At 66.9% G+C, this 19151-nt stretch carries 15 protein-coding genes; 4 read left to right on the top strand and 11 right to left on the bottom strand.

The window, feature by feature from the left end:
* Positions 1-44: 44 nt before the first annotated feature.
* The 7 genes from IM543_07470 to IM543_07440 all read right to left on the bottom strand — a co-directional run bounded on the left by IM543_07470 (position 45) and on the right by IM543_07440 (position 8247).
* Complete coding sequence (locus IM543_07470) at positions 45-974, bottom strand: electron transfer flavoprotein subunit alpha/FixB family protein (GenBank protein QOY95675.1); 930 nt, start codon at positions 972-974, stop codon at positions 45-47.
* 33 nt (positions 975-1007) lie between these two features.
* Complete coding sequence (locus IM543_07465) at positions 1008-1757, bottom strand: electron transfer flavoprotein subunit beta/FixA family protein (GenBank protein QOY95674.1); 750 nt, start codon at positions 1755-1757, stop codon at positions 1008-1010.
* 273 nt (positions 1758-2030) lie between these two features.
* Positions 2031-2258, bottom strand: a complete 228-nt coding sequence (locus IM543_07460) for a sulfurtransferase TusA family protein (GenBank protein QOY95673.1) — start codon at positions 2256-2258, stop codon at positions 2031-2033.
* Between the two features lie 345 nt (positions 2259-2603).
* Positions 2604-5213 (bottom strand): alanine--tRNA ligase, encoded by a 2610-nt coding sequence (alaS, locus tag IM543_07455; protein QOY95672.1) that lies wholly within the window; start codon positions 5211-5213, stop codon positions 2604-2606.
* Between the two features lie 130 nt (positions 5214-5343).
* On the bottom strand, positions 5344-7011 hold the full coding sequence (locus tag IM543_07450) for a flagellinolysin (protein QOY95671.1): 1668 nt from the start codon (positions 7009-7011) through the stop codon (positions 5344-5346).
* Positions 7012-7099: 88 nt separating this feature from the next.
* Positions 7100-7864, bottom strand: coding sequence for a glycerophosphodiester phosphodiesterase (gene ugpQ / locus IM543_07445; GenBank protein ID QOY95670.1), 765 nt, complete (start codon positions 7862-7864; stop codon positions 7100-7102).
* A 20-nt stretch (positions 7865-7884) separates the two neighbouring features.
* Complete coding sequence (locus IM543_07440) at positions 7885-8247, bottom strand: DUF1294 domain-containing protein (protein QOY95669.1); 363 nt, start codon at positions 8245-8247, stop codon at positions 7885-7887.
* Between the two features lie 670 nt (positions 8248-8917).
* On the opposite strand from IM543_07440, the gene IM543_07435 reads away from it, so the two are divergent.
* A complete protein-coding gene (locus tag IM543_07435; protein QOY96565.1) occupies positions 8918-9352 on the top strand; it encodes a DUF3597 domain-containing protein in 435 nt (144 codons plus the stop codon).
* A 16-nt stretch (positions 9353-9368) separates the two neighbouring features.
* On the opposite strand, the gene IM543_07430 is transcribed toward IM543_07435, so the two are convergent.
* Both IM543_07430 and trpS read right to left on the bottom strand, forming a co-directional pair.
* Positions 9369-10418 (bottom strand): zinc ribbon domain-containing protein, encoded by a 1050-nt coding sequence (locus IM543_07430; protein QOY95668.1) that lies wholly within the window; start codon positions 10416-10418, stop codon positions 9369-9371.
* Between the two features lie 220 nt (positions 10419-10638).
* The gene (gene trpS, locus IM543_07425; protein QOY95667.1) at positions 10639-11679 is read right to left on the bottom strand and encodes a tryptophan--tRNA ligase; all 1041 of its coding nucleotides are present in this window, start codon (positions 11677-11679) and stop codon (positions 10639-10641) included.
* A gap of 319 nt (positions 11680-11998) precedes the next feature.
* Between trpS and IM543_07420 the strand changes: the two genes are divergently transcribed.
* Together IM543_07420 and IM543_07415 are read left to right on the top strand one after the other, a co-directional pair.
* Entirely contained in the window at positions 11999-14317 is a 2319-nt protein-coding gene (locus tag IM543_07420; protein QOY95666.1) for a sugar nucleotide-binding protein, read from the top strand.
* Between the two features lie 143 nt (positions 14318-14460).
* Positions 14461-16230: a cation:proton antiporter gene (locus tag IM543_07415; protein QOY95665.1), complete on the top strand. Its 1770-nt coding sequence runs from the start codon at positions 14461-14463 to the stop codon at positions 16228-16230.
* Positions 16231-16237: 7 nt separating this feature from the next.
* On the opposite strand, the gene IM543_07410 is transcribed toward IM543_07415, so the two are convergent.
* Positions 16238-17050, bottom strand: a complete 813-nt coding sequence (locus tag IM543_07410; protein ID QOY96564.1) for an aspartyl protease family protein — start codon at positions 17048-17050, stop codon at positions 16238-16240.
* Between the two features lie 327 nt (positions 17051-17377).
* On the opposite strand from IM543_07410, the gene IM543_07405 reads away from it, so the two are divergent.
* Complete coding sequence (locus IM543_07405; protein QOY95664.1) at positions 17378-18625, top strand: CoA transferase; 1248 nt, start codon at positions 17378-17380, stop codon at positions 18623-18625.
* A gap of 124 nt (positions 18626-18749) precedes the next feature.
* Here the strand turns inward: IM543_07405 and IM543_07400 are convergent, their stop codons facing one another.
* Complete coding sequence (locus IM543_07400) at positions 18750-19073, bottom strand: hypothetical protein (protein ID QOY95663.1); 324 nt, start codon at positions 19071-19073, stop codon at positions 18750-18752.
* Between the last annotated feature and the right edge of the window lie 78 nt (positions 19074-19151).

Below are 19151 nucleotides of genomic sequence, written 5' to 3'. Positions count from 1 at the left end.
CCTCGAGGCCACACGGGAGCGACGATAGAGGGCCTATGCGCCGATCAGCCCAGTTCCTTGACCAGCTGCGGAACGACTTCGAACAGGTCGCCCACCAGGCCGTAGTCGGCCACCGAGAAGATCGGCGCTTCCGGATCCTTGTTGATGGCGACGATGGTCTTGGAGTCCTTCATGCCGGCCAGGTGCTGGATCGCGCCCGAGATGCCGACCGCGATGTACAGGTTCGGGGCGACGATCTTGCCGGTCTGGCCAACCTGCCAGTCGTTCGGCACGAAGCCGGCGTCGACGGCGGCGCGCGAGGCGCCCATGGCGGCGCCCAGCTTGTCGGCCAGCGGCTCGAGCAGCTTGAAGTTCTCGGCCGAGCCGATGCCGCGGCCGCCCGACACGATGATCTTGGCGGCGGTCAGTTCCGGACGGTCGGACTTGGCCAGTTCGCGACCGACAAAGGCCGACTTGCCGAAGTCGGCGACGGCTGCGATCTGCTCCACGGCAGCCGAACCGCCGGCGGCGGCGGAGTCGAACGCGGTGCCGCGCACGGTGATGACCTTCACGCTGTCGCTCGACTGCACGGTGGCGATGGCGTTACCGGCGTAGATCGGGCGCTCGAAGGTGTCCGGGGAATCGACCTTGGTGATTTCCGAGATCTGGGCCACGTCCAGCTTGGCGGCCACGCGCGGCAGGATGTTCTTGCCGTAGGCGGTGGCCGGAGCCAGGATGTGGGAGTAGTTGCCGGCGATCGCCAGGATCTGCTCGGCGACGTTCTCGGCCAGGCCGTCGGCGAAGTGCGGCGCGTCGGCGACCAGCACCTTGGCGACGCCCGCGATCTGCGCGGCGGCTTCGGCGGCGGCGCCGCAGCCGGAGCCGGCGACCAGGATGTGGACCTCGTCGCCGCACTGGGCGGCGGCAGTCACGGTGTGGTGGGTAGCGCCCTTGAGGGAGCCGTTGTCGTGTTCAGCAATGACGAGTGCGACCATGTTATTTCCTATGTATTGGGTACAGAACCGCTGTTAGATAACCTTGGCTTCGGTGCGCAGCTTCTGCACCAGGGTCGCCACGTCCGGCACCTTGACGCCGGCCGAGCGCTTGGCCGGCTCGGCGACCTTCAGGGTCTTCAGGCGCGGGCTCACGTCGACGCCCAGGTCTTCCGGCTTGATGGTTTCCAGCGGCTTCTTCTTGGCCTTCATGATGTTCGGCAGCGTCACATAGCGCGGCTCGTTCAGGCGCAGGTCGGTGGTGACGATCGCCGGCAAGCTCAGGGCCACGGTTTCCAGGCCGCCGTCCACTTCGCGGGTCACGGTCACTTTACCGTCTTCCAGCACCACTTTCGAGGCGAAGGTGGCTTGCGGCCAGCCCAGCAGGGCTGCCAGCATCTGGCCGGTCTGGTTCGAATCGTCGTCGATCGCCTGCTTGCCCAGGATGATCAGCTGCGGCTGTTCCTTGTCGGCCAGCGCCTTCATGATCTTGGCCACGGCCAGCGGTTCGGTCTCGACGCTGGTCTCGACCAGGATGCCGCGGTCGGCGCCGATGGCCATGCCGGTGCGCAGGGTTTCCTGGCACTGCGGCACACCCACCGACACGGCCACCACTTCGGTGACCTTGCCGGCTTCCTTCAGGCGCGTGGCTTCTTCCAGCGCGATCTCGTCGAACGGGTTCATCGACATCTTGACATTGGCGATATCCACGCCGCTGCCGTCGGATTTGACGCGGACCTTGACGTTATAGTCGACCACGCGTTTGACGGGTACCAGGACTTTCATAGGGTGCCTTTAGAAAATGGAATGGGTGACAGACGAAAATGGCCTTGATTATAAGAGAAATTCGGCTTCAGGTCGAAATTAAAGCACGATCGTGCGATTTTTAGTTAGAAGTTTCCGACTAAAACGTCATCATACCGGTTTTGGGAAAGATGGCACGGGACTGGCGCACGACTGCCCCGCTCTGCTTGCGGCGCCCATCCTCGGGCAGCACGGCGCACGCGCCGGCGCTACCGGGCACGCCCGGGACGCGCCCGGGACGCGCCCCTGCGCGGCCTACTTGCGGCGCATCAGGAAGGTGAATTCGCCGTTTTCAGCGGTGTGGGCCAGCAGCGCATTGCCGGTCTGCTTGGCAAATGCCTGGAAGTCGCGCACGGAACCCGTGTCGGTCGCCACGATGCGCAGCACCTGGCCGCTCTCCATCTCGGCGAGCGCCTTCTTGGCTTTCAGGATCGGCAGCGGGCAATTCAGCCCGCGCGCATCCAGGTCTCTCTGGAATTCCATGGTATCAATGTCGATTGTGGTGTCGCTCATCGCATGCCTGCATAGTAGGTGGTGCTCGGAAGTCGAATACTACTCCTTTTCCGGCAGTATGACGCAGCGCACCAAAATAGTCACACATTGTTGCATGGCTGCAACCGATTGTGAATTTCCCCGTGCTATTGCACCATAGGCAGACACAAGCGAAACCATCCGGCACCGTCATGGTGCGACACATGGTAGATACCAGTCCCGCAAGTGTCAAAAAATTGCAAGTTCGGCAAGGTTCGCGCGTCCTCCCGCCGCATGGATGGGTTAACGCAAAAGCGCCGCCCGAAGGCGGCGCTTTCCAGATGGCACCCGCGTCGCTTACGCGCGCTCGCCCACCCAGCCCGCCACGCCGGCCAGCGCCGCCGGCAGGCCAGCCGGGTCGGTACCGCCGGCCTGCGCCATGTCCGGACGGCCGCCGCCCTTGCCGCCCACCTGCTGGGCCACGAAGTTGACCAGTTCGCCGGCCTTGACCTTGCCGGTGGCGTCCTTGGTCACGCCCGCGATCAGGCTGACCTTGCCATCGAGGACGCTGGCCAGCACGATGGCGGCGGTGCCCAGCTTGTCCTTGAGCTTGTCCATGGTCTCGCGCAGCGCGGTGAGGTCGGCGCCTTCCATGGTCGCGGCCAGCACCTTGATGCCGTTCACGTCCACTGCCTTGGTCACCAGCTCGTCGCCCTGCCCTGCGGCCAGCTTCGACTTGAGCGCGGCCACTTCCTTCTCGAGCGATTTGACCTGGTCCTGCACCTGGGCGATGCGCGACGGCAGCTCGTCCGGGCTGGTTTTAAGTAGACCGGCGGCTTCCCCCAGCTTGCGGTTGATCGACTGCACCAGCGCCAGCGCGCCCTCGCCGGTCACCGCCTCGACGCGGCGGATGCCGGCGGCCACGCCGCCTTCCGACACGATCTTGAACAGGCCGATGTCGCCGGTGCGGGTGACGTGCACGCCGCCGCACAGCTCTTTCGAGGAGCCGATGTCCAGTACGCGCACGCTGTCGCCGTATTTTTCGCCGAACAGCGCCATGGCGCCGTGCTTGACGGCGTCGTCGAAGCTCATGTGCTGGGCCTGGGTTGGGTGGTTCTCCAGGATCTCGCGGTTGACGATGGTTTCGACCCTGGCGATTTCCTCGAGCGTGAGCGGCGCGCCGTGGCTGAAGTCGAAGCGGGTCTTGTCCGGGTCGACCAGCGAGCCCTTCTGCTGCACGTGGCTGCCCAGCACTTCGCGCAGGGCCTTGTGCATCAGGTGGGTCGCCGAGTGGTTGCGGATGGTGCGCGCGCGCTTGGCGGTGTCGACCTGGGCGTCGACGGTGTCGCCGACCTTCAGCGCACCCTCGCGCAGCACGCCGTGGTGGCCGAAGACCTCGGCCTGGATCTTCAGGGTGTCCTCGACCTCGAACACATTGCCGCCCACGCGGATCTGGCCCTGGTCGCCGACCTGGCCGCCCGACTCGGCGTAGAACGGGGTGGTGTCGAGCACCACGATGCCTTCCTGGCCGGCCTGCAGTTCCTGGACCGAGACGCCGTCGGCGTACAGGGCCAGCACATGGGTGTTGTGCGCCAGCGATTCGTAGCCGACGAACTTGGTCTTCTCGCCCGCGTACTCGACCTTGGCGGCCATCTTGAACTTGCCGGCGGCGCGCGCGGTCTTCTTCTGCTGCTCCATGGCGGCGGCAAAGCCTGCCTCGTCGAGCGTGACATTGCGCTCGCGGCAGATGTCGGCGGTAAGATCCAGCGGGAAGCCGTAAGTATCGTACAGGGTGAAGGCGGTGGCGCCGTCCAGGTTCTTCGCATCCTTGGCCAGTTGCGCTTCCAGGATCTTCATGCCGTTTTCGAGCGTTTCGCCGAAGCGCTCTTCCTCGGCCTTGAGCACTTGCGCCACGCGCTCTTTCGCGTCGCGCAGTTCCGGATAGGCTTCGCCCATCTCGAGATCGAGGTCGGCCACCAGTTTGTAGAAGAACGGCTTGGTCTGGCCCAGCTTGTGGCCGTGGCGCAGCGCGCGGCGGATGATGCGGCGCAGGACGTAGCCGTGGCCTTCGCTGCTCGGGATGATGCCGTCGACGATCATGAAGGAAGCCGCGCGGATGTGGTCGGCGATGACCTTGAGCGAGTTGTTGTTCAAGTCGGTGGCGCCGGTTTCGCGCGCAGCGGCCTTGATGAGGGCCTGGAACAGGTCGATCTCGTAGTTGCTGTGCACGTGCTGCAGCACGGCGGCCAGGCGCTCCATGCCCATGCCGGTGTCGATCGAGGGCTTCGGCAGCGGGGTCAGGACGCCGGCTTCGTCGCGGTTGAACTGCATGAACACCAGGTTCCAGATCTCGATGAAGCGGTCGCCGTCTTCTTCCGGCGAGCCCGGAGGGCCGCCCCAGATGTCGGCGCCGTGGTCGTAGAACACTTCGGTGCACGGGCCGCAGGGACCGGTGTCGGCCATCTGCCAGAAGTTGTCCGATGCGTAGCGCGCACCCTTGTTGTCGCCGATGCGGATGATGCGCTCTTTCGGCACGCCGATCTCGTTGGCCCAGATGTCGTAGGCTTCGTCGTCCTCGAAGTAGACGGTGACGGTCAGCTTTTCGGCGGGCAGCATGTAGACGCGGGTCAAGAGCTCCCAGCAGTAGTTGATCGCGTCGCGCTTGAAGTAGTCGCCGAAGCTGAAGTTACCCAGCATCTCGAAGAAGGTGTGGTGGCGCGCGGTGTAGCCGACGTTTTCCAGGTCGTTGTGCTTGCCGCCGGCGCGCACGCAGCGCTGCACGGTGGTGGCGCGCTTGTACGGGCGCGTATCCAGGCCCAGGAACACATCCTTGAACTGCACCATTCCGCTGTTGGTCAACAGCATGGTCGGATCGTTGCCCGGCACCAGCGGGCTGGAACGGACGATGGCGTGGCCTTTGGACTCGAAGAACTTGAGGAACTTGTCGCGGATTTCGGAGGATTTCATGTCGTGTGGGCGGAATGAGGGAGCATGCGCTATAAAAAAACGATTATAGCGTAGCTGTCTGCCGGAATCTGCGTAGCGCCGATATTGACGACCGGCGCCACGGCATGGCCGGCCACGCGGAGCGGACGGCTCAGCGCAGCAGCGACAGCACCGCCCTGGGCTGGCTGTTGGCCTGGGCCAGCATCGCCGATGCCGCCCCCTGCAGGATCTGCGCCCGCGTCAGGCCCGCCGCGGCGCCGGCATAGTCGACGCTCCCGATGCGCTCCCTGGCCGCCTCCATGTTGACCTGGCTGGTCTGCAGCGAGCCGGCCGCCATGTCGAGGCGGTTGCTGGAAGCGCCCGCCGTCACGCGCTGCTGGTTCACGTATTCCAGGGCCTGGTCCAGGTGCAGCAGCGCCACCGCGCCGCGTCCCATGTCCAGGCCCGCCAGCCCCAGGGCCGCGGCGTTGATGGCGCCGAACTGCAGGTCGATCAGCTCCTCCGCGCTGTCGCCCGCCTGCACCTGCACCCTGCGCATGCCGGTGGCGCCGCCCAGTTCCGGGTAGTCCACCGCGAAGCCGCCCAGGCCGTCGCCGGCGTTGTTGTCGCCGGTATCGGCCACCACCGAGCGGGCGTCGCGCGCGGCCTTGCCGTCGGCGTCGAGGCCGCCGATGGCGCCGGTATCGCCATTGGCCAGGTTCATCTTGCTGCCGACGAAGCTGGCGCCTTCGAGCTTGAAATCGGCGAGAAAATCGGCGGCGCCGGCGATCCGGCCGTTCGAGACCGCACCGAGCGCGGCATCCAGGTCGGCGCCCTGGTTCCGGGTCAGGTATTGCATCAGGCCCTTCATGCCGCCCTCCACGCCCAGCCCCTTGAGCCGGTCGTGCAGGTAGCGCGCCGCCACGTAGCCGCCTTCGTAGCTGAAGCCGCCATCGGCCACCACGTCGACGATATCCTGGGCCGAGCTGCCGCCGGCCATGGCGCCGGCCACGCGCTCGTCCGCACCGTGGATCAACTCGGCCGTGCCTTCGACGAACCACTGCGGCAGCGACTGGAAGTTCATGGAGCGCGACATGATGGCGTGCGCCATCTCGTGCGCGATGACACGGTCGCTGTACATCGGCGCGTTGCCGCCGTCCGCGCTGGCGGCGGTGCCGAAATCGGCCATGTCGATATTCAGGTGAACATCGGTGAACTTGCCGCCCGACCAGGTGCCGGACACCGAGGCCAGCACGCCGGAGGCGCCGTCGGTATCGTCGAGATTGACGGTGAGCTTGACCCCGTCGGCCTGGAGCCCGAACAGGTCCTTGAGCATCTTTTCGGAGGCGCTCAGCCAGCCGGTCTTGAGGCCGTCGAGCACCGCCCGTTTCTTCTCGTCGCCGCCGATGCTGAGCCGGTCCTGCGAAAAGACCGCCTCGCCGTTGAATCGGGTCTCTGCCCCGACCTGGTTGATGTGATCCAGGATGGCGTTGGCCTCGCGCTGCAATGTGGCGCGGTCGCCGGCCCCGAAGCTGCCGTTGCCGGATGCCACCGCCAGCTCGCGCAGGCGCTGCAGGCTGTCGGCCACGTTCGCCAGCGCGCCGTCGGCCACCTGCAGCATCGAACTGCCGTCGCTGATGGCGCGCAGCGCCTGGCCTACCCCACGCATGCCGGCATCCATGCGCGCAGCGATGGCCTGCCCGGCGGGGTCGTCGGCCGCCTTGCCGATGCGCTGCCCGCCGGTCAGGCGCTTGACCAGCGTCTGCTGGGTGGCCAGATGCTTGCCCAGGCTGCGCTGGGCGTGGAGCGACAGTGAATTGTTATTGATTGACAATGACATGAAGTCATCCGTTTCGGCAGTTGTCAGAACTTATCGACAACTGGTCAATTTCCTGAAGGGTGATCTTAAAATAATTACATGATCGGGCTCAAGCCGCGCCCTGCGCCATGTTGGGGCCGATCAGGTCGATGCGGTCGGTGCAGAAGGCCTCGACGCCCCAGCCGAGCAGCTCGCGGGCGCGTACCGGCTCGTTGACCGTGTAGCAGAACAGGCCGAAGCCGGCCTCGCGGATGGTCGTGGCCAGCGCCGCGCTGAGGTGGCGGTGGTTGGTGTGGATCGCAACCGCGTCGACCGCGCGCGCCAGCGGTTCCCAGCCGGGCGGCAGCTCGCTCATCAGGAAGGCGCGCGGCAGGTCCGGCGCGGCGGCGCGCGCGCTTTCGAGCGCGGCCAGGCTGAACGAGGACAGCAGCGGCACGCGCCCGATCTGCCCGGCCGCGATCTCGTCGGCGAACAGGGCGCGGGTGATGCGCGCGACCGTCTCGCCGGTCTCGCGGTCGAAGCCGCGCGCCGGCTTGAGCTCGATGTTCATCCAGATCCCGTGCGCCTTGCAGTATTGGGCGAACTCGACGAACAGCGGCACCGGCTCGCCGCGGTAGTCGGCGCCGAACCAGCTGCCGGCGTCCATCCGCGCCAGTTCGTGGGCGTCGTAGTCGAAGACGTGGCCGGCCCCGCTCACGGTGCGGCCGAGGTAGGGGTCGTGCAGCACCACCGGCACGCCGTCGCGCGCCAGCATGACGTCGAACTCGACGGCGCGAAAGCCGAAGTCCATGCCGCGCCGCAGGCCGGCGAAGGTATTTTCTGGCGCCAGCGTACCGCCGCCGCGATGCGCCAGGATCCGGGGATAGGGCCACATACCCGCCTCCTCTGCGGGAATCAGGAAACCGCCGCTGGTCCGAACTGCCGGGACAGGACCAGGGACAGGACCAGGAACGATACCAGGTTCAGCACGATCGTCAGGTGGAACTTCCATTGGAACGAGGCTTTCGATGTCTTGTGCCGCAAGCATTGCTGGGCCAGCACGGCGCCGGGCCAGCCGCCGGCCAGGCCGAGCAGCAGCAGGGTCGACTCCGGCGTGCGCCGGTCTCCCTTGCGCGCCGCCGACTTGTCGAGCGCATAGGCCACGAAGCAGCCCAGGCTCAGCGCCAGGTAGGCGCCGCCGACCAGCAGCGGCAGTTCCCACGCCAGGGTGGCAAGGGCATACACAAGGGCGAACAGCAGCAGCGGCAAGTAAGGCATACGGGCAGCTTAACCCGGCCCACGCGTAGATGTCTACATGGAAAGGGAATACTCCTTTCGATGGACTAGCGTTGAATAACGAACAGATAAAACCGTGTGCGAACGCCTACGCTCGATCCTCAACCGTTTGAAAAGGCAGGAGACCGAGATGGCATTTGATTTGGGTAATTTGTTGTCGCAATATCTTGGCGGCGCCAACCAGGACAAGGCAGCGGACGACTTCGACCGCGTGGCCCAGAGCGCGCCGCGCGCCACGGTCGCCGAAGGCGTTGCCAGCGCGCTGCGTTCCGACCAGACACCGCCCTTCCCCCAGGTCGTCAGCCACCTGTTCGGGCAAAGCGATGCGAATGGCCGCGCCGGCATGCTGAATCAACTGCTGGGCTCGCTAAATCCGGCGGTGCTGTCGTCCGTGGCGGGCGGCGTCTTCGGCAATCTGTTCGGAGGCGGCAAGGAGGTCAGCCCGGAACAGGCGTCCCAGGTGTCGCCCGAGCAGGTCCGCGAACTGGCCGAGAAGGCCGAACAGCAGAACCCCGGCATCGTCGACCGTATGAGCGCGTTCTATGCCGAGCATCCCACCCTGGTCAAGGCGATCGGCGGCGCGGCCCTGGCGCTGGCGCTGGGCCACGTGGCGCAACGCATGCGTCCCCCATCCACCAACGAAGGAGATAACATGGGCATTCTGAGCAACATCTTCAGCAAGATCTTCCCGAAATCACACGCGGCCAACAAGGGGCCCGCGGCGCAGCCGCAGGCCCAGGCCCCGCAAGCTGCTCCCCAGGCTGCACCGCAGGCTGCACCGCAGGCGGCGCCGCAAGCCCAGCCCCAGGCCGCACCCGCCGCTATGGAGCAGGTGGACGTCGAGCAAATCCTGTCCAATATGCAGAAGTCGAGCGGCCAGCAGCTGAACTGGCGCAGCTCGATCGTCGACCTGCTCAAGCTGCTCGGCCTGGACAGCAGCCTGCAGGCGCGCAAGGAGCTGGCCGCCGAGCTGCACTACAGCGGCGACACGAGCGATTCGGCCTCGATGAACATCTGGCTGCACCGGCAGGTCATGAACAAGCTCGCCGCCAACGGCGGCAAGGTGCCGGCCGACTTGCGCGACTGAGTTGCGCGCCTGAGCCTCAGTCGGCCAGCGAGGTGTTGGCCGCCGTCCCGCACGAGAAGCAGAAACGGGCGAAGGCGTTCTTGCGGCTGGTGCAGCAGAGGCAGCGGTCGAACAGCCCGATGCCGCAGTGCGGGCAGAAGTCGACGCTCGCGTCCTTCAGGTTGACCGGCCGCTCGCAGCCCGGACACACGCCCTTGCCCAGCCGGGCCAGGGCGGCGTCGTAGCGCAGGGTCTGGCGGCGCTGCAGGTCCGGCAGCGCCTCGACCTCTTTCTGCCGCGCGAGGTAGCGCTGCAGCGCCCCGATCGCATAACGCCCGACCACGGCGGTAACGGCGATGCCGACCAGGTAGCGCACATAGCCGCCGTAGCTGGGCAGGTAGGGCACCAGTTCGAAGAAGAACGCGAACAGGGCAAAGATGATGAAGCCCCAGACGAAGGGCCAGTACTGGCCGTGGCGCTTGCGGGCGAACAGCCAGCCGGCCAGCAACAGCAAGGGCAGGGTCAGGGCCAGGCGATACAGGAACACCCGCAGTTCCTTGCCCGACGAGGCCTTGGCGTAGGCCGTGTAGGCCGGCCCTTCCATGCGGCGCCAGCGCTCCTGGGCACGCTCGATCGCTTGATTCGCGTCAAGCAGCACCTGGCGCTGGGCCTCGATGGCGGCCAAGGCCTTGCGTTCGTCGGCTTCCAGCGCGTCGAGATTGCGGGTGCGGTCGATCAGTTCCGGATCCTGCGCGGGCCGGGCCGTGGCGTGGCGCGTCGCCAGCCAGTTGTTGAAGGTCTCGCGCGCCGAAAGGGTGTTCGCGCGCGCCACCTCATGCTTGTGCCTGGCCTGCTCGAGCGCGAGCTGGGCCTGGTCGCGGCGCGCTTGCGCGGCTTCCTGCCCGGCCCGCAACGCGACGACCTGGGCCGGATCCATGAACTGCTCCAGCGTCAGCGGCTGCTCGACATCCCACAGGTTTTCCACGATCTTGCCGCCGAGGCCGATCAGGAAGGCGGCAAACGCGAACGCGACCAGCCACAGGGCGCGCTGCATCCATTTTTCCGTCAGGCGCAGGCCTTTGCTCATGGGGACGTCCTCCAATGACATTGATGCTTGTAGCTTGCCATTGGAACACGTTGCGAGCCAGTATGGATCGCAAGGGGGCGGTGCGGCGCTACCGCGGGTAGCGACGCACGATACCGGTATCGGGTTTTCGTAGGGTGGGCGGTTCGAGTTCGTTGAACGCGTGGGCGGGAAACCCGCCCACCCTACGGTTCGGCGATAGATCGAGCTGCCTGGAACGCAATCAGAAGTACGACAGTCCCAGCGCCTTCTTCACCTCATCGGTGGTCTGCGCCGCCACTTCACGCGCCTTCATGGTGCCTTCCTTGAGGATCTGCATCACATGACCGCGGTCCTTGGCGAACTCTTCGCGTCGCGCGCGGATCGGCGCCAGCATCTCCTGCAGGATGCCTTCCAGGCGTTTCTTGACCACGCTGTCGCCCAGTCCGCCGCGGGTGTAGTGGGCCTTCATCTCGGCCAGGCCTTCCTTGTCGGTGTCAAAGGCATCGAGGTAGATGAAGGCCACGTTGCCTTCCAGGTGGCCCGGGTCGGACACTTTCAGGTGCAGCGGATCGGTATACACCTGCTTGACCGCGGCGCGGATCTCGTCGGCGCTGGCGCCCAGGTTGATCGTGTTGCCGAGCGACTTGCTCATCTTGGCGCGGCCGTCGATGCCCGGCAGGCGGCCCACTTCCGGCACGATCGCCTTGCACTCGACCAGGATCTCCTTGCCCTGGCCGTAGGTGCGGTTGAACCTGCGCACGATCTCGTTGCACTGCTCGATCATCGGGATCTGGTCCTCGCCGACCGGCACCACGCTGGCCTTGAAGGCGGTGATGTCGGCGGTCTGGCTGGCCGGGTAGGTCAGGAAGCCGGCCGGGATGTCGCGCTCGAAACCGCGCTGGACGATTTCCTGCTTGACGGTCGGGTTGCGCTCCAGGCGCGCCACGGTCACCAGGTTCAGGTAATAGAAGGTCAGCTCGGTCAGTTCCGGAATCTGCGACTGGATCAGGATGGTCGTGCGGGCCGGATCGATGCCCACGGCGAGGTAATCGAGCGCCACTTCCACCACGTTCCGGTGTACCTTACCGATGTCATCCATGTTGTCGGTCAGCGCCTGGGCGTCTGCGAGCATGACGAACTGGCGGTAGCTGTCCTGGTAGGCAACACGGTTGCGCAGGCTGCCCACGAAGTGGCCGAGGTGCAGCGGACCGGTAGGCCGGTCACCGGTAAGGATGATTGGCGCGGTGTTGGATGGGACTGCGGAGGGGTTTTGCGAGCTCATCGAGTTTCCTTGGTTCTAGTCACTGACCTGGGCCCCGACCCTCCTGCGCTCAGAAAGAAAACGCCACCTGGATCGAGGCGGCGTTATTTGGAATGCACATCATTTCCTGCGGCCGCGCGTGATCAGCGGCGCCACCAGGTAAGAAGAAGACGATGTGCTTTCAGAAAATTCATGGCCTGCATGGTTGCAGGTTGGCGCCTCGCTGTCAACCGCTACCCGTACCGTGACCGCAGCCACGGCTCCCCACTCAGCAATTTTTTTACCGGGACGCCAAGCTGCCGTATTTTTGTTGCAATAAGATTAATAACCGGTGAATCAGATGAATCCTCAAAAGAGCACGAACAGCCAAATCCCCCCGCTGGAACTCTGGGGCGGCCTCGAATGCACGGTCAACCGTGTCCGCGACGACTACTTCAGCCAGCTCGACCGCAACGGCCACCACGGCCGCGCCTGCGACATCGGGCGTTTCGCGTCCACCGGCATCCGCGCAATCCGCTACCCCGTGCTATGGGAACGTACCGCCCCTGATGGCGTGGACAGCGCCGACTGGCGCTGGCCCGACGAGCGCCTGAACGCGCTGCGCGCGGCCGGCGTGACGCCGATCGCCGGCCTGGTGCACCACGGCAGCGGCCCGCGCGACACCAGCCTGGTCGACCCGGCCTTCGCCGAACGCCTGGCCGAGTATGCCGGCGCGGTGGCCGCGCGCTATCCCTGGATCAACCACTACACCCCGGTCAACGAGCCCTGCACCACCGCCCGCTTCGCCGGCCTGTACGGGGTCTGGTACCCGCACGGCCGCGACGACCGTACCTTCATTCAAGCCCTGCTGGTGCAGTGCCGCGCCGTGGTGCTGTCGATGCGCGCGATCCGCGCGGTCAACCCGGACGCCAAGCTGGTCCAGACCGACGACCTCGGCAAGACCTACGCCACCCCGGAGCTGGCCCACGTGGCCGCGTTCTACAACGAGCGGCGCTGGCTGGCCTGGGACCTGCTGTGCGGCATGGTCGACCAAGGGCACACGCTGTGGAATTACCTGCTCAAGACCGGCATCGCGCCGGAAGAATTCCTGTGGTTCCGCGAGAACCCCTGCCCGCCCGACATCATCGGCGTCAATTATTACGTCACCTCCGAGCGCTGGCTCGACCACCGTCCCGAGCGCTTCCCGGAACACCACCGCGGCATGGCCGACGGCATCCCCTGCGCCGACATCGAAGCCTCGCGCGTGCTGGCCACGCCGACGCCGGGCATCGCCCCGCTGCTGTCCGAGATCTGGGATCGCTACGGCATCCCGCTGGCCATCACCGAAGCCCACATCGACGCCAACCGCGAAGACCAGCTGCGCTGGCTGCTCGAGATCTGGGAAGCGGCCCAGCAGTCGCAGCAGAACGGCGTCGACGTGCGCGCCGTCACCGTCTGGTCGCTGCTCGGCTCTTTCGACTGGAACAGCCTGGTCACCCAGAACAGGGGCTACTACGAGCCCGGCCCCTTCGACGTGCGCTCGCCGATGCCGCGCCCGACCGCGCTGGCCCGCATGATGAAGGAACTGTCGTCGGGTAGCCCGCTGTCGCACCCGGTGCTGCGCGGGCAGGGCTGGTGGCGCCGCCAGGGCCGCTTCCTGTGCCACCCGCCGGTGGCCACGCCGAAGGCCCTCACCTCGATCTCGGCCGACGGCCATCGCCTGGTCGGCACGAGTGCCGCGCCGATCCTGATCCTGGGCGCCACCGGCACCCTGGGCCGCGCCTTTGCGCGCGTCTGCCGCAAGCGCAACCTGTCCTACCGCCTGCTCTCGCGCAAGGAAATGGACATCGCCGACAGCGCCTCGGTCGAACGCGCCCTGGCCGCCTACCAGCCCTGGGCCGTGATCAACACCTGCGGCTACGTGCGCGTGGACGACGCCGAGAACGATGCCGAACGCTGCTTCCGCGAGAACACCGCCGGCGCCGCCATCCTGGCCGCCGCCTGCGCCCGCCACGGCATCCACCTGACCAGCTTCTCGAGCGACCTGGTGTTCGACGGCCGCAGCGAGCGTCCCTATGTGGAATCGGACCCGGTGGCGCCCCTGGGTGTCTACGGCCGCAGCAAGGCCGACGCCGAGGTGGCGGTGCTGGACGAGCACCCGGACGCGCTGGTGGTGCGCACCAGCGCCTTCTTCGGCCCCTGGGACCAGCACAACTTCGTCACCCTGGCGTTGAACGCCTTGGCCCGCGGCGAGTCGTTCACCGCCTCGAACGACCTGACCATTACGCCGACCTACGTGCCCGACCTGGTGCATGCCTGCCTGGACCTGGCGATCGACCGCGAGGCCGGCATCTGGCACCTGGCCAACGGCGGGGAGCTCACCTGGGCCGAGCTGGCGCTGAAGGCGGCCGAGCGGGCCGGCATCGACGCCAGCCGGCTGGAAGCGCGTTCGATCGCCTACCCGGCGGCGCGCCCCGCCTACTGCGCCTTGACGAGCGAGCGCGGCATCCTGCTGCCGCGCCTCGACCAGGCCCTGGACCGCTACCTCGAACTGCGCAACGTGCACGACCCGGAGATCGAGGAACTCCAGCACACCGCCGAAAGCCGCCAGCCGGTGGCCAGCGGGCACCGCCAGCAGGAAGAAACGCCGCCCGAGGCGGTGCAGGCGGGCAATTGCTGATGCCTTAGCAGTACGCAGGCAAACCTGGGTCCCGGCGCAGGCCGGGACCCGATATCGTGCCTCAGCCCTTGGCTGCATGGCGCCGCTCCCTGTACGCACGCTACAATTGCCCCGCCATCCATCAACCAGCGGGCGCCACCAACGTGCAAGAACAACACGCCTTCCCCTTCCTGCGGGAAATCATTCTTTTCCTGATCCTCTCCGGCATCCTGATCCCCACCCTGCAGCGCCTGCGCATCAACCAGGTGGTCGGCTTCCTGGCGGTCGGCATGCTGGTCGGGCCCTTCGGCCTGGGCCTGCTGGCCGATGAGGTGCCGCTGCTGGCCTTCCTGACCTTCCCGCGCGACCAGGGCATCGCGGCGCTGGCCGAGATCGGCGTGCTGTTCCTGATGTTCATGATCGGCCTCGAGCTCTCGGCCGCGCGCCTGTGGGCGATGCGGCACTGGGTGTTCGGCGCCGGCAGCGCGCAGGTGCTCATCAGCGCCACGCTGATCGGCAGCGCCCTGCTGCTCGCCTACGGGCTGGACACCCAGAGCGCCGTCATCATCGGACTGGTGCTGTCGCTGTCGTCCACCGCCGTGGTGATGCAGCTGCTCGCCCAGCAGCAGGCCACCGGCAGCCCGCTCGGCCAGGCCGCCTTTGCCATCCTGATGCTGCAGGACCTGGCCGTGGTGCCGATCCTGCTGCTGATCGGCGCCCTCGGCGGTGGCGGTGGCGGCGGCGCCAGCGACAGCGTCGCGCTGCTGGCCCTGGTCACCTTGGCCAAGGCCGCCCTGGCCATCGCGCTCATCTACCTGGTCGGCGGGCGCGTGGTCCACAAGCTGTTCCGCTCCTTTGCCGAGCATCGGCAGCCGGACGTCTTCATGGCGCTGATCCTGCTCAGCACCTTCGGCATCGCGGGCCTGGCGGCAAGCGCCGGCCTGTCGATGGCGCTGGGCGCGCTGATCGCCGGGCTGCTGCTGGCCGAGACCGAGTTCAAGCACGAAGTCGAACTGATGGTCGAACCCTTCAAGGGCCTGCTCATGGGCCTGTTCTTCATGACCGTCGGGATGAGCATCGACGCGCGCCAGATCTTCGAGGCCCCGCTGCTGCTGGCCGGAATGCTGGCCGGCCTGGTGCTGTGCAAGGCGCTGGTGCTGGCAGGCCTGCTGCGCATCGGCGGCCAGCCCTGGAGCCGCGCGATCGAGGGCGGCCTGCTGCTGGGCCAGGGCGGCGAATTCGCCTTCGTGGCGATCGGCTACGCAATGACCTCGCAGGTCCTCGACCCGGGCCTGGGGGCACGCGTGATGCTGGTGGTCGGCCTGTCGCTGTTCATCACGCCGGTGCTGGCGCGCCTGGGCCGTGCCATCGGTGAGCGCCACGAGAGCGCCCGCAACGAGCTCAATGCGGCCGGCGACGCCCAGGCGCTGGCCTCGGCGCGCGGACGCGTCATCATCGCCGGCTTCGGGCGCGTGGGCCAGCAACTGGCCAAGCTGCTGGGCGAGCAGAACATCCCGTTCGTGGCCTTCGAGGCCGACGCCAAGCTGGTGTCCAGGCTGCATGGCGAGGGCAAGCCGGTCTACTTCGGCAATGCGGCGCGCCCGGAACTGCTGCGCCGCGTGCATGCCGGCGAGGCACCGGCCATCGTGCTGACCATGGACCACCCGGCCTCGGCGCTGCAGGCGGTGCGCGGCATCCGGCGCGAATTCCCGCACGCGCGCCTGTTCGTGCGCTCGCGCGACGAGAAGCACGCGCGCGCCCTGCGCCAGGCCGGCGCCAGCGTGGTGGTGCCGGAGACGCTCGAAGCGAGCCTGCAGCTGTCGGCCTTCGTGCTGGAGGCGATGGGGCTCGACGAGCGCACCGTGGGCGGCATCGTCGACCATGAGCGCGACCTGTTCAGCGCCAGGCTGCTGGAGCCGGAAAGCACGGCGTGAGTACCGTTCACGGCAGCCGCGCCCCGCCCTGGCGCTCGTTGCCTTCTCGGCGGCATAGCGCAATGCGCTTGGCGCGCTGATCGATCAGCACCACGAATTCCTGGAGCACGTGGGCGCCCACGAGCATTTCCGGGAACCGGTCCGACACGCGCACATCCACGTCGGGCAGGCTGGCGGCGCCGATCGTGACGGGGCCGGGCACGACCCCGCGCCAGGTGTCGATGCGGGTATTGGTGAGCGTTCCCGCCCCCGCCGGCGCCAACGGCGCCTGCGACACCCGCGTGTACAGGGCCTTGGGCATGACGAGGCCGATGTTGGCGCCGGTATCCAGGTTGGCCTCGGCCCGGATGCCGCCGATGGACACGGGGACGCGAAATGCGCGCTCGTAGGGCAGAATGCCTTCGCCGGCATCTGGCAAGGACATCCGGCGGCTGAATGACAGGGTTTTTCCGTGGTAGTCCAGCACCAGCAAGCCGTCGGCGAAAAAATCGCGTCCGATGATGCCGTGAAAGCGCGCCCCGGCCGGCATGCGGCTGCCATAGTCCCGGGCGATGAGCTCGACTCCCTGCATTTCCAGGCCGCCCAGCGCGAGCGAGTCGAGCCGCACCGTATCGACCACAGCCGCCTGCACGCCATCCGAGGTGCTGGCCTTGCCATGCGGCCTCAAGCCCAAGGCGCCGACCAGCGTCGTATCCGCACGTCCGACCCCGCTTGCCCCCGTATCGATGGCAAACCGGTACGGACCGCCATTGTTGACGCGGGCTTGCACATAGATGCGTCCGTCGACGACCTCGAACGGGACGTGCACCACCGGATCCATGCCTGCCGTAGCGCGCAGCCGGCAGGCGTCCGGCCCGCGTGCGGACACGGCTGCGCCGGCGGAGTCCGCCGGGGGCGCCGGGGCAGCCTGCGCCGCTCCCAGGACGGACAGGCAAAGCATGGACAACAGGGGCAACGAGGTGGTCATTGGGCGCTCCAGGAATGAGAAAGCCTCAGTATTCCGGTGACGCCCTGCTGCTGCACGGGTTTTGCGACGAATCCCCATGGGCGCCGACGAACGCATGAACGGCCGCGCGCAAGCGACGAAGCATCGCGCGCGGGCAGCTATAATCGGGCTTGGCTCGACTAGACAACCTGCAGGAACAAGATGAATCCTCACTCTCCCGCCGCGCTGCCGAAGGCGCTCGGCCACATCCGCGTGCTCGACCTGTCGCGCGTACTCGCCGGCCCGTGGTGCTCGCAGAACCTGGCCGACCTCGGCGCCGACGTGATCAAGATCGAACGCCCCGGCAACGGCGACGACACCCGCGCCTGGGGACCGCCCTACGCCACGGACGCCGAGGGCCGCGCCACCAGCGAAGCCGCCTACTACCTGTCGGCCAACCGTGGCAAGCGCTCGGTGACGGTGGACATCGCCAGCAGCGAAGGCCAGGCCCTGTTGCGCGAACTGGTGAAGCATTGCGACGTGGTGCTGGAGAACTTCAAGGTCGGCCACCTGAAGCGCTATGGACTGGACTACGAGAGCCTGAAGGCCATCAAGCCCGACCTGGTCTACTGCTCGATCACCGGCTTCGGCCAGGACGGCCCGTATGCGCACCGCGCCGGCTACGACTTCCTGATCCAGGGCATGGGCGGCCTGATGTCGGTCACCGGCGAACGCGACGACCTGCCGGGCGGCGGCCCGCAGAAGGCCGGGGTGGCCCTGACCGACCTGATGACCGGCATGTACGCCACCGTGGCCGTGCTGGCCGCCCTGACCCACCGCGACCGTACTGGCGAAGGCCAGCACATCGACATGGCCCTGCTCGACACGCAAGTGGCGATGCTGGCCAACATGGGCAGCAACTACCTCAACAGCGGCAAGCCGCCCAAGCGCTGGGGCAATGCGCACGCCAACATCGTGCCCTACCAGACCTTCGCCTGCGCGGACGGCCACCTCATCGTCGCCACCGGCAACGACGGCCAGTACCAGAAGTTCGTCGACGCCGGCGGCCGCCCGGAACTGGGCAAGGACCCGCGCTTCGCCACCAACCCGCTGCGCGTGCAGAACCGCGATGTGCTGGTGCCGCTCCTGGCGGAGATGGTGAAAGAAAAGCCGCGCGACGCATGGATCGCCCTGCTGGAAGCGGTCGGCGTGCCCTGCGGGCCGATCAACGACCTCAAGGAAGTGTTCGCCAACGAGCAGGTGCAGGCGCGCGAAGTCGCCATCGAGCTGCCGCATCCGACCGCGGGCAAGGTGAAACTGGTGAGGAACCCGATCCGGATGTCGGCCACGCCCGCCACCAGCGACAAGGCCCCGCCGCTGCTGGGGCAGCACACCGATGAGGTGCTGCACGATGTGCTGGGGCTGGGCGAGGCGGAGATTACGGCGCTGCGCGAAAAAGGCGTTGTTTAGTAGGGTGGACGGCTTCGCCGTCCGCGCGTTCAAACGGTCTTTGTTCTGCCCAGCCGGTCTTCAATTCAATAGGTGGCTGGACGCGCGGTCGGCATAGCCGACCACCCTACAATCGCGACTGCATTCAGTGCAGCTGGTGCTTCAGGTCCGACAGCACATCGTGCACCCGCGTCACCACCGACGCGACCTGCGGCGACGGCTGCTGGCTGCGGCACATGCGCTTGGCTTCGTCGCCCATTTCTTCCAGCCGGTCGATGCACTCGACCATCCGCGACTGGTCGTTCGACTGCATCACGCGCTGGGCTTGCGGCATTTCGTGGGCGATCTTCTGGATGCAGTCCCGGATCTCGTCCGGCGCCCCCTGGTCGTTCCGGGTAACCTCTTCGGCCTGGTTGACGGTCTGCTGGATCTGGCTGAAACGCTGTTGAATTTCGGCAGCTTGTAACATGATTGCCCTCCTGAAAGTGATGCGGCAAGTCCGCTGGAATCCATCACTTTAGACCTCCCGGCAGGGATAGCAAGCCCC

It is taken from the genome of Massilia sp. UMI-21 (assembly GCA_015277795.1).
Taxonomy (GTDB): Bacteria; Pseudomonadota; Gammaproteobacteria; order Burkholderiales; family Burkholderiaceae_D; genus Telluria.
This window is presented reverse-complemented; position numbering and strand designations above follow the sequence as displayed.

Coding starts and splice junctions, on each gene's coding strand:
- IM543_07400 (QOY95663.1), bottom strand. CDS start 19,073: ATGTTACAAGCTGCCGAAATTCAACAGCGTTTCAGCCAGATCCAGCAG.
- IM543_07440 (QOY95669.1), bottom strand. CDS start 8,247: ATGCCTTACTTGCCGCTGCTGCTGTTCGCCCTTGTGTATGCCCTTGCC.
- IM543_07465 (QOY95674.1), bottom strand. CDS start 1,757: ATGAAAGTCCTGGTACCCGTCAAACGCGTGGTCGACTATAACGTCAAG.
- IM543_07405 (QOY95664.1), top strand. CDS start 17,378: ATGAATCCTCACTCTCCCGCCGCGCTGCCGAAGGCGCTCGGCCACATC.
- IM543_07435 (QOY96565.1), top strand. CDS start 8,918: ATGGGCATTCTGAGCAACATCTTCAGCAAGATCTTCCCGAAATCACAC.
- ugpQ (QOY95670.1), bottom strand. CDS start 7,864: ATGTGGCCCTATCCCCGGATCCTGGCGCATCGCGGCGGCGGTACGCTG.
- IM543_07470 (QOY95675.1), bottom strand. CDS start 974: ATGGTCGCACTCGTCATTGCTGAACACGACAACGGCTCCCTCAAGGGC.
- IM543_07460 (QOY95673.1), bottom strand. CDS start 2,258: ATGGAATTCCAGAGAGACCTGGATGCGCGCGGGCTGAATTGCCCGCTG.
- IM543_07410 (QOY96564.1), bottom strand. CDS start 17,050: ATGGATCCGGTGGTGCACGTCCCGTTCGAGGTCGTCGACGGACGCATC.
- alaS (QOY95672.1), bottom strand. CDS start 5,213: ATGAAATCCTCCGAAATCCGCGACAAGTTCCTCAAGTTCTTCGAGTCC.
- trpS (QOY95667.1), bottom strand. CDS start 11,679: ATGAGCTCGCAAAACCCCTCCGCAGTCCCATCCAACACCGCGCCAATC.
- IM543_07430 (QOY95668.1), bottom strand. CDS start 10,418: ATGAGCAAAGGCCTGCGCCTGACGGAAAAATGGATGCAGCGCGCCCTG.
- IM543_07450 (QOY95671.1), bottom strand. CDS start 7,011: ATGTCATTGTCAATCAATAACAATTCACTGTCGCTCCACGCCCAGCGC.
- IM543_07420 (QOY95666.1), top strand. CDS start 11,999: ATGAATCCTCAAAAGAGCACGAACAGCCAAATCCCCCCGCTGGAACTC.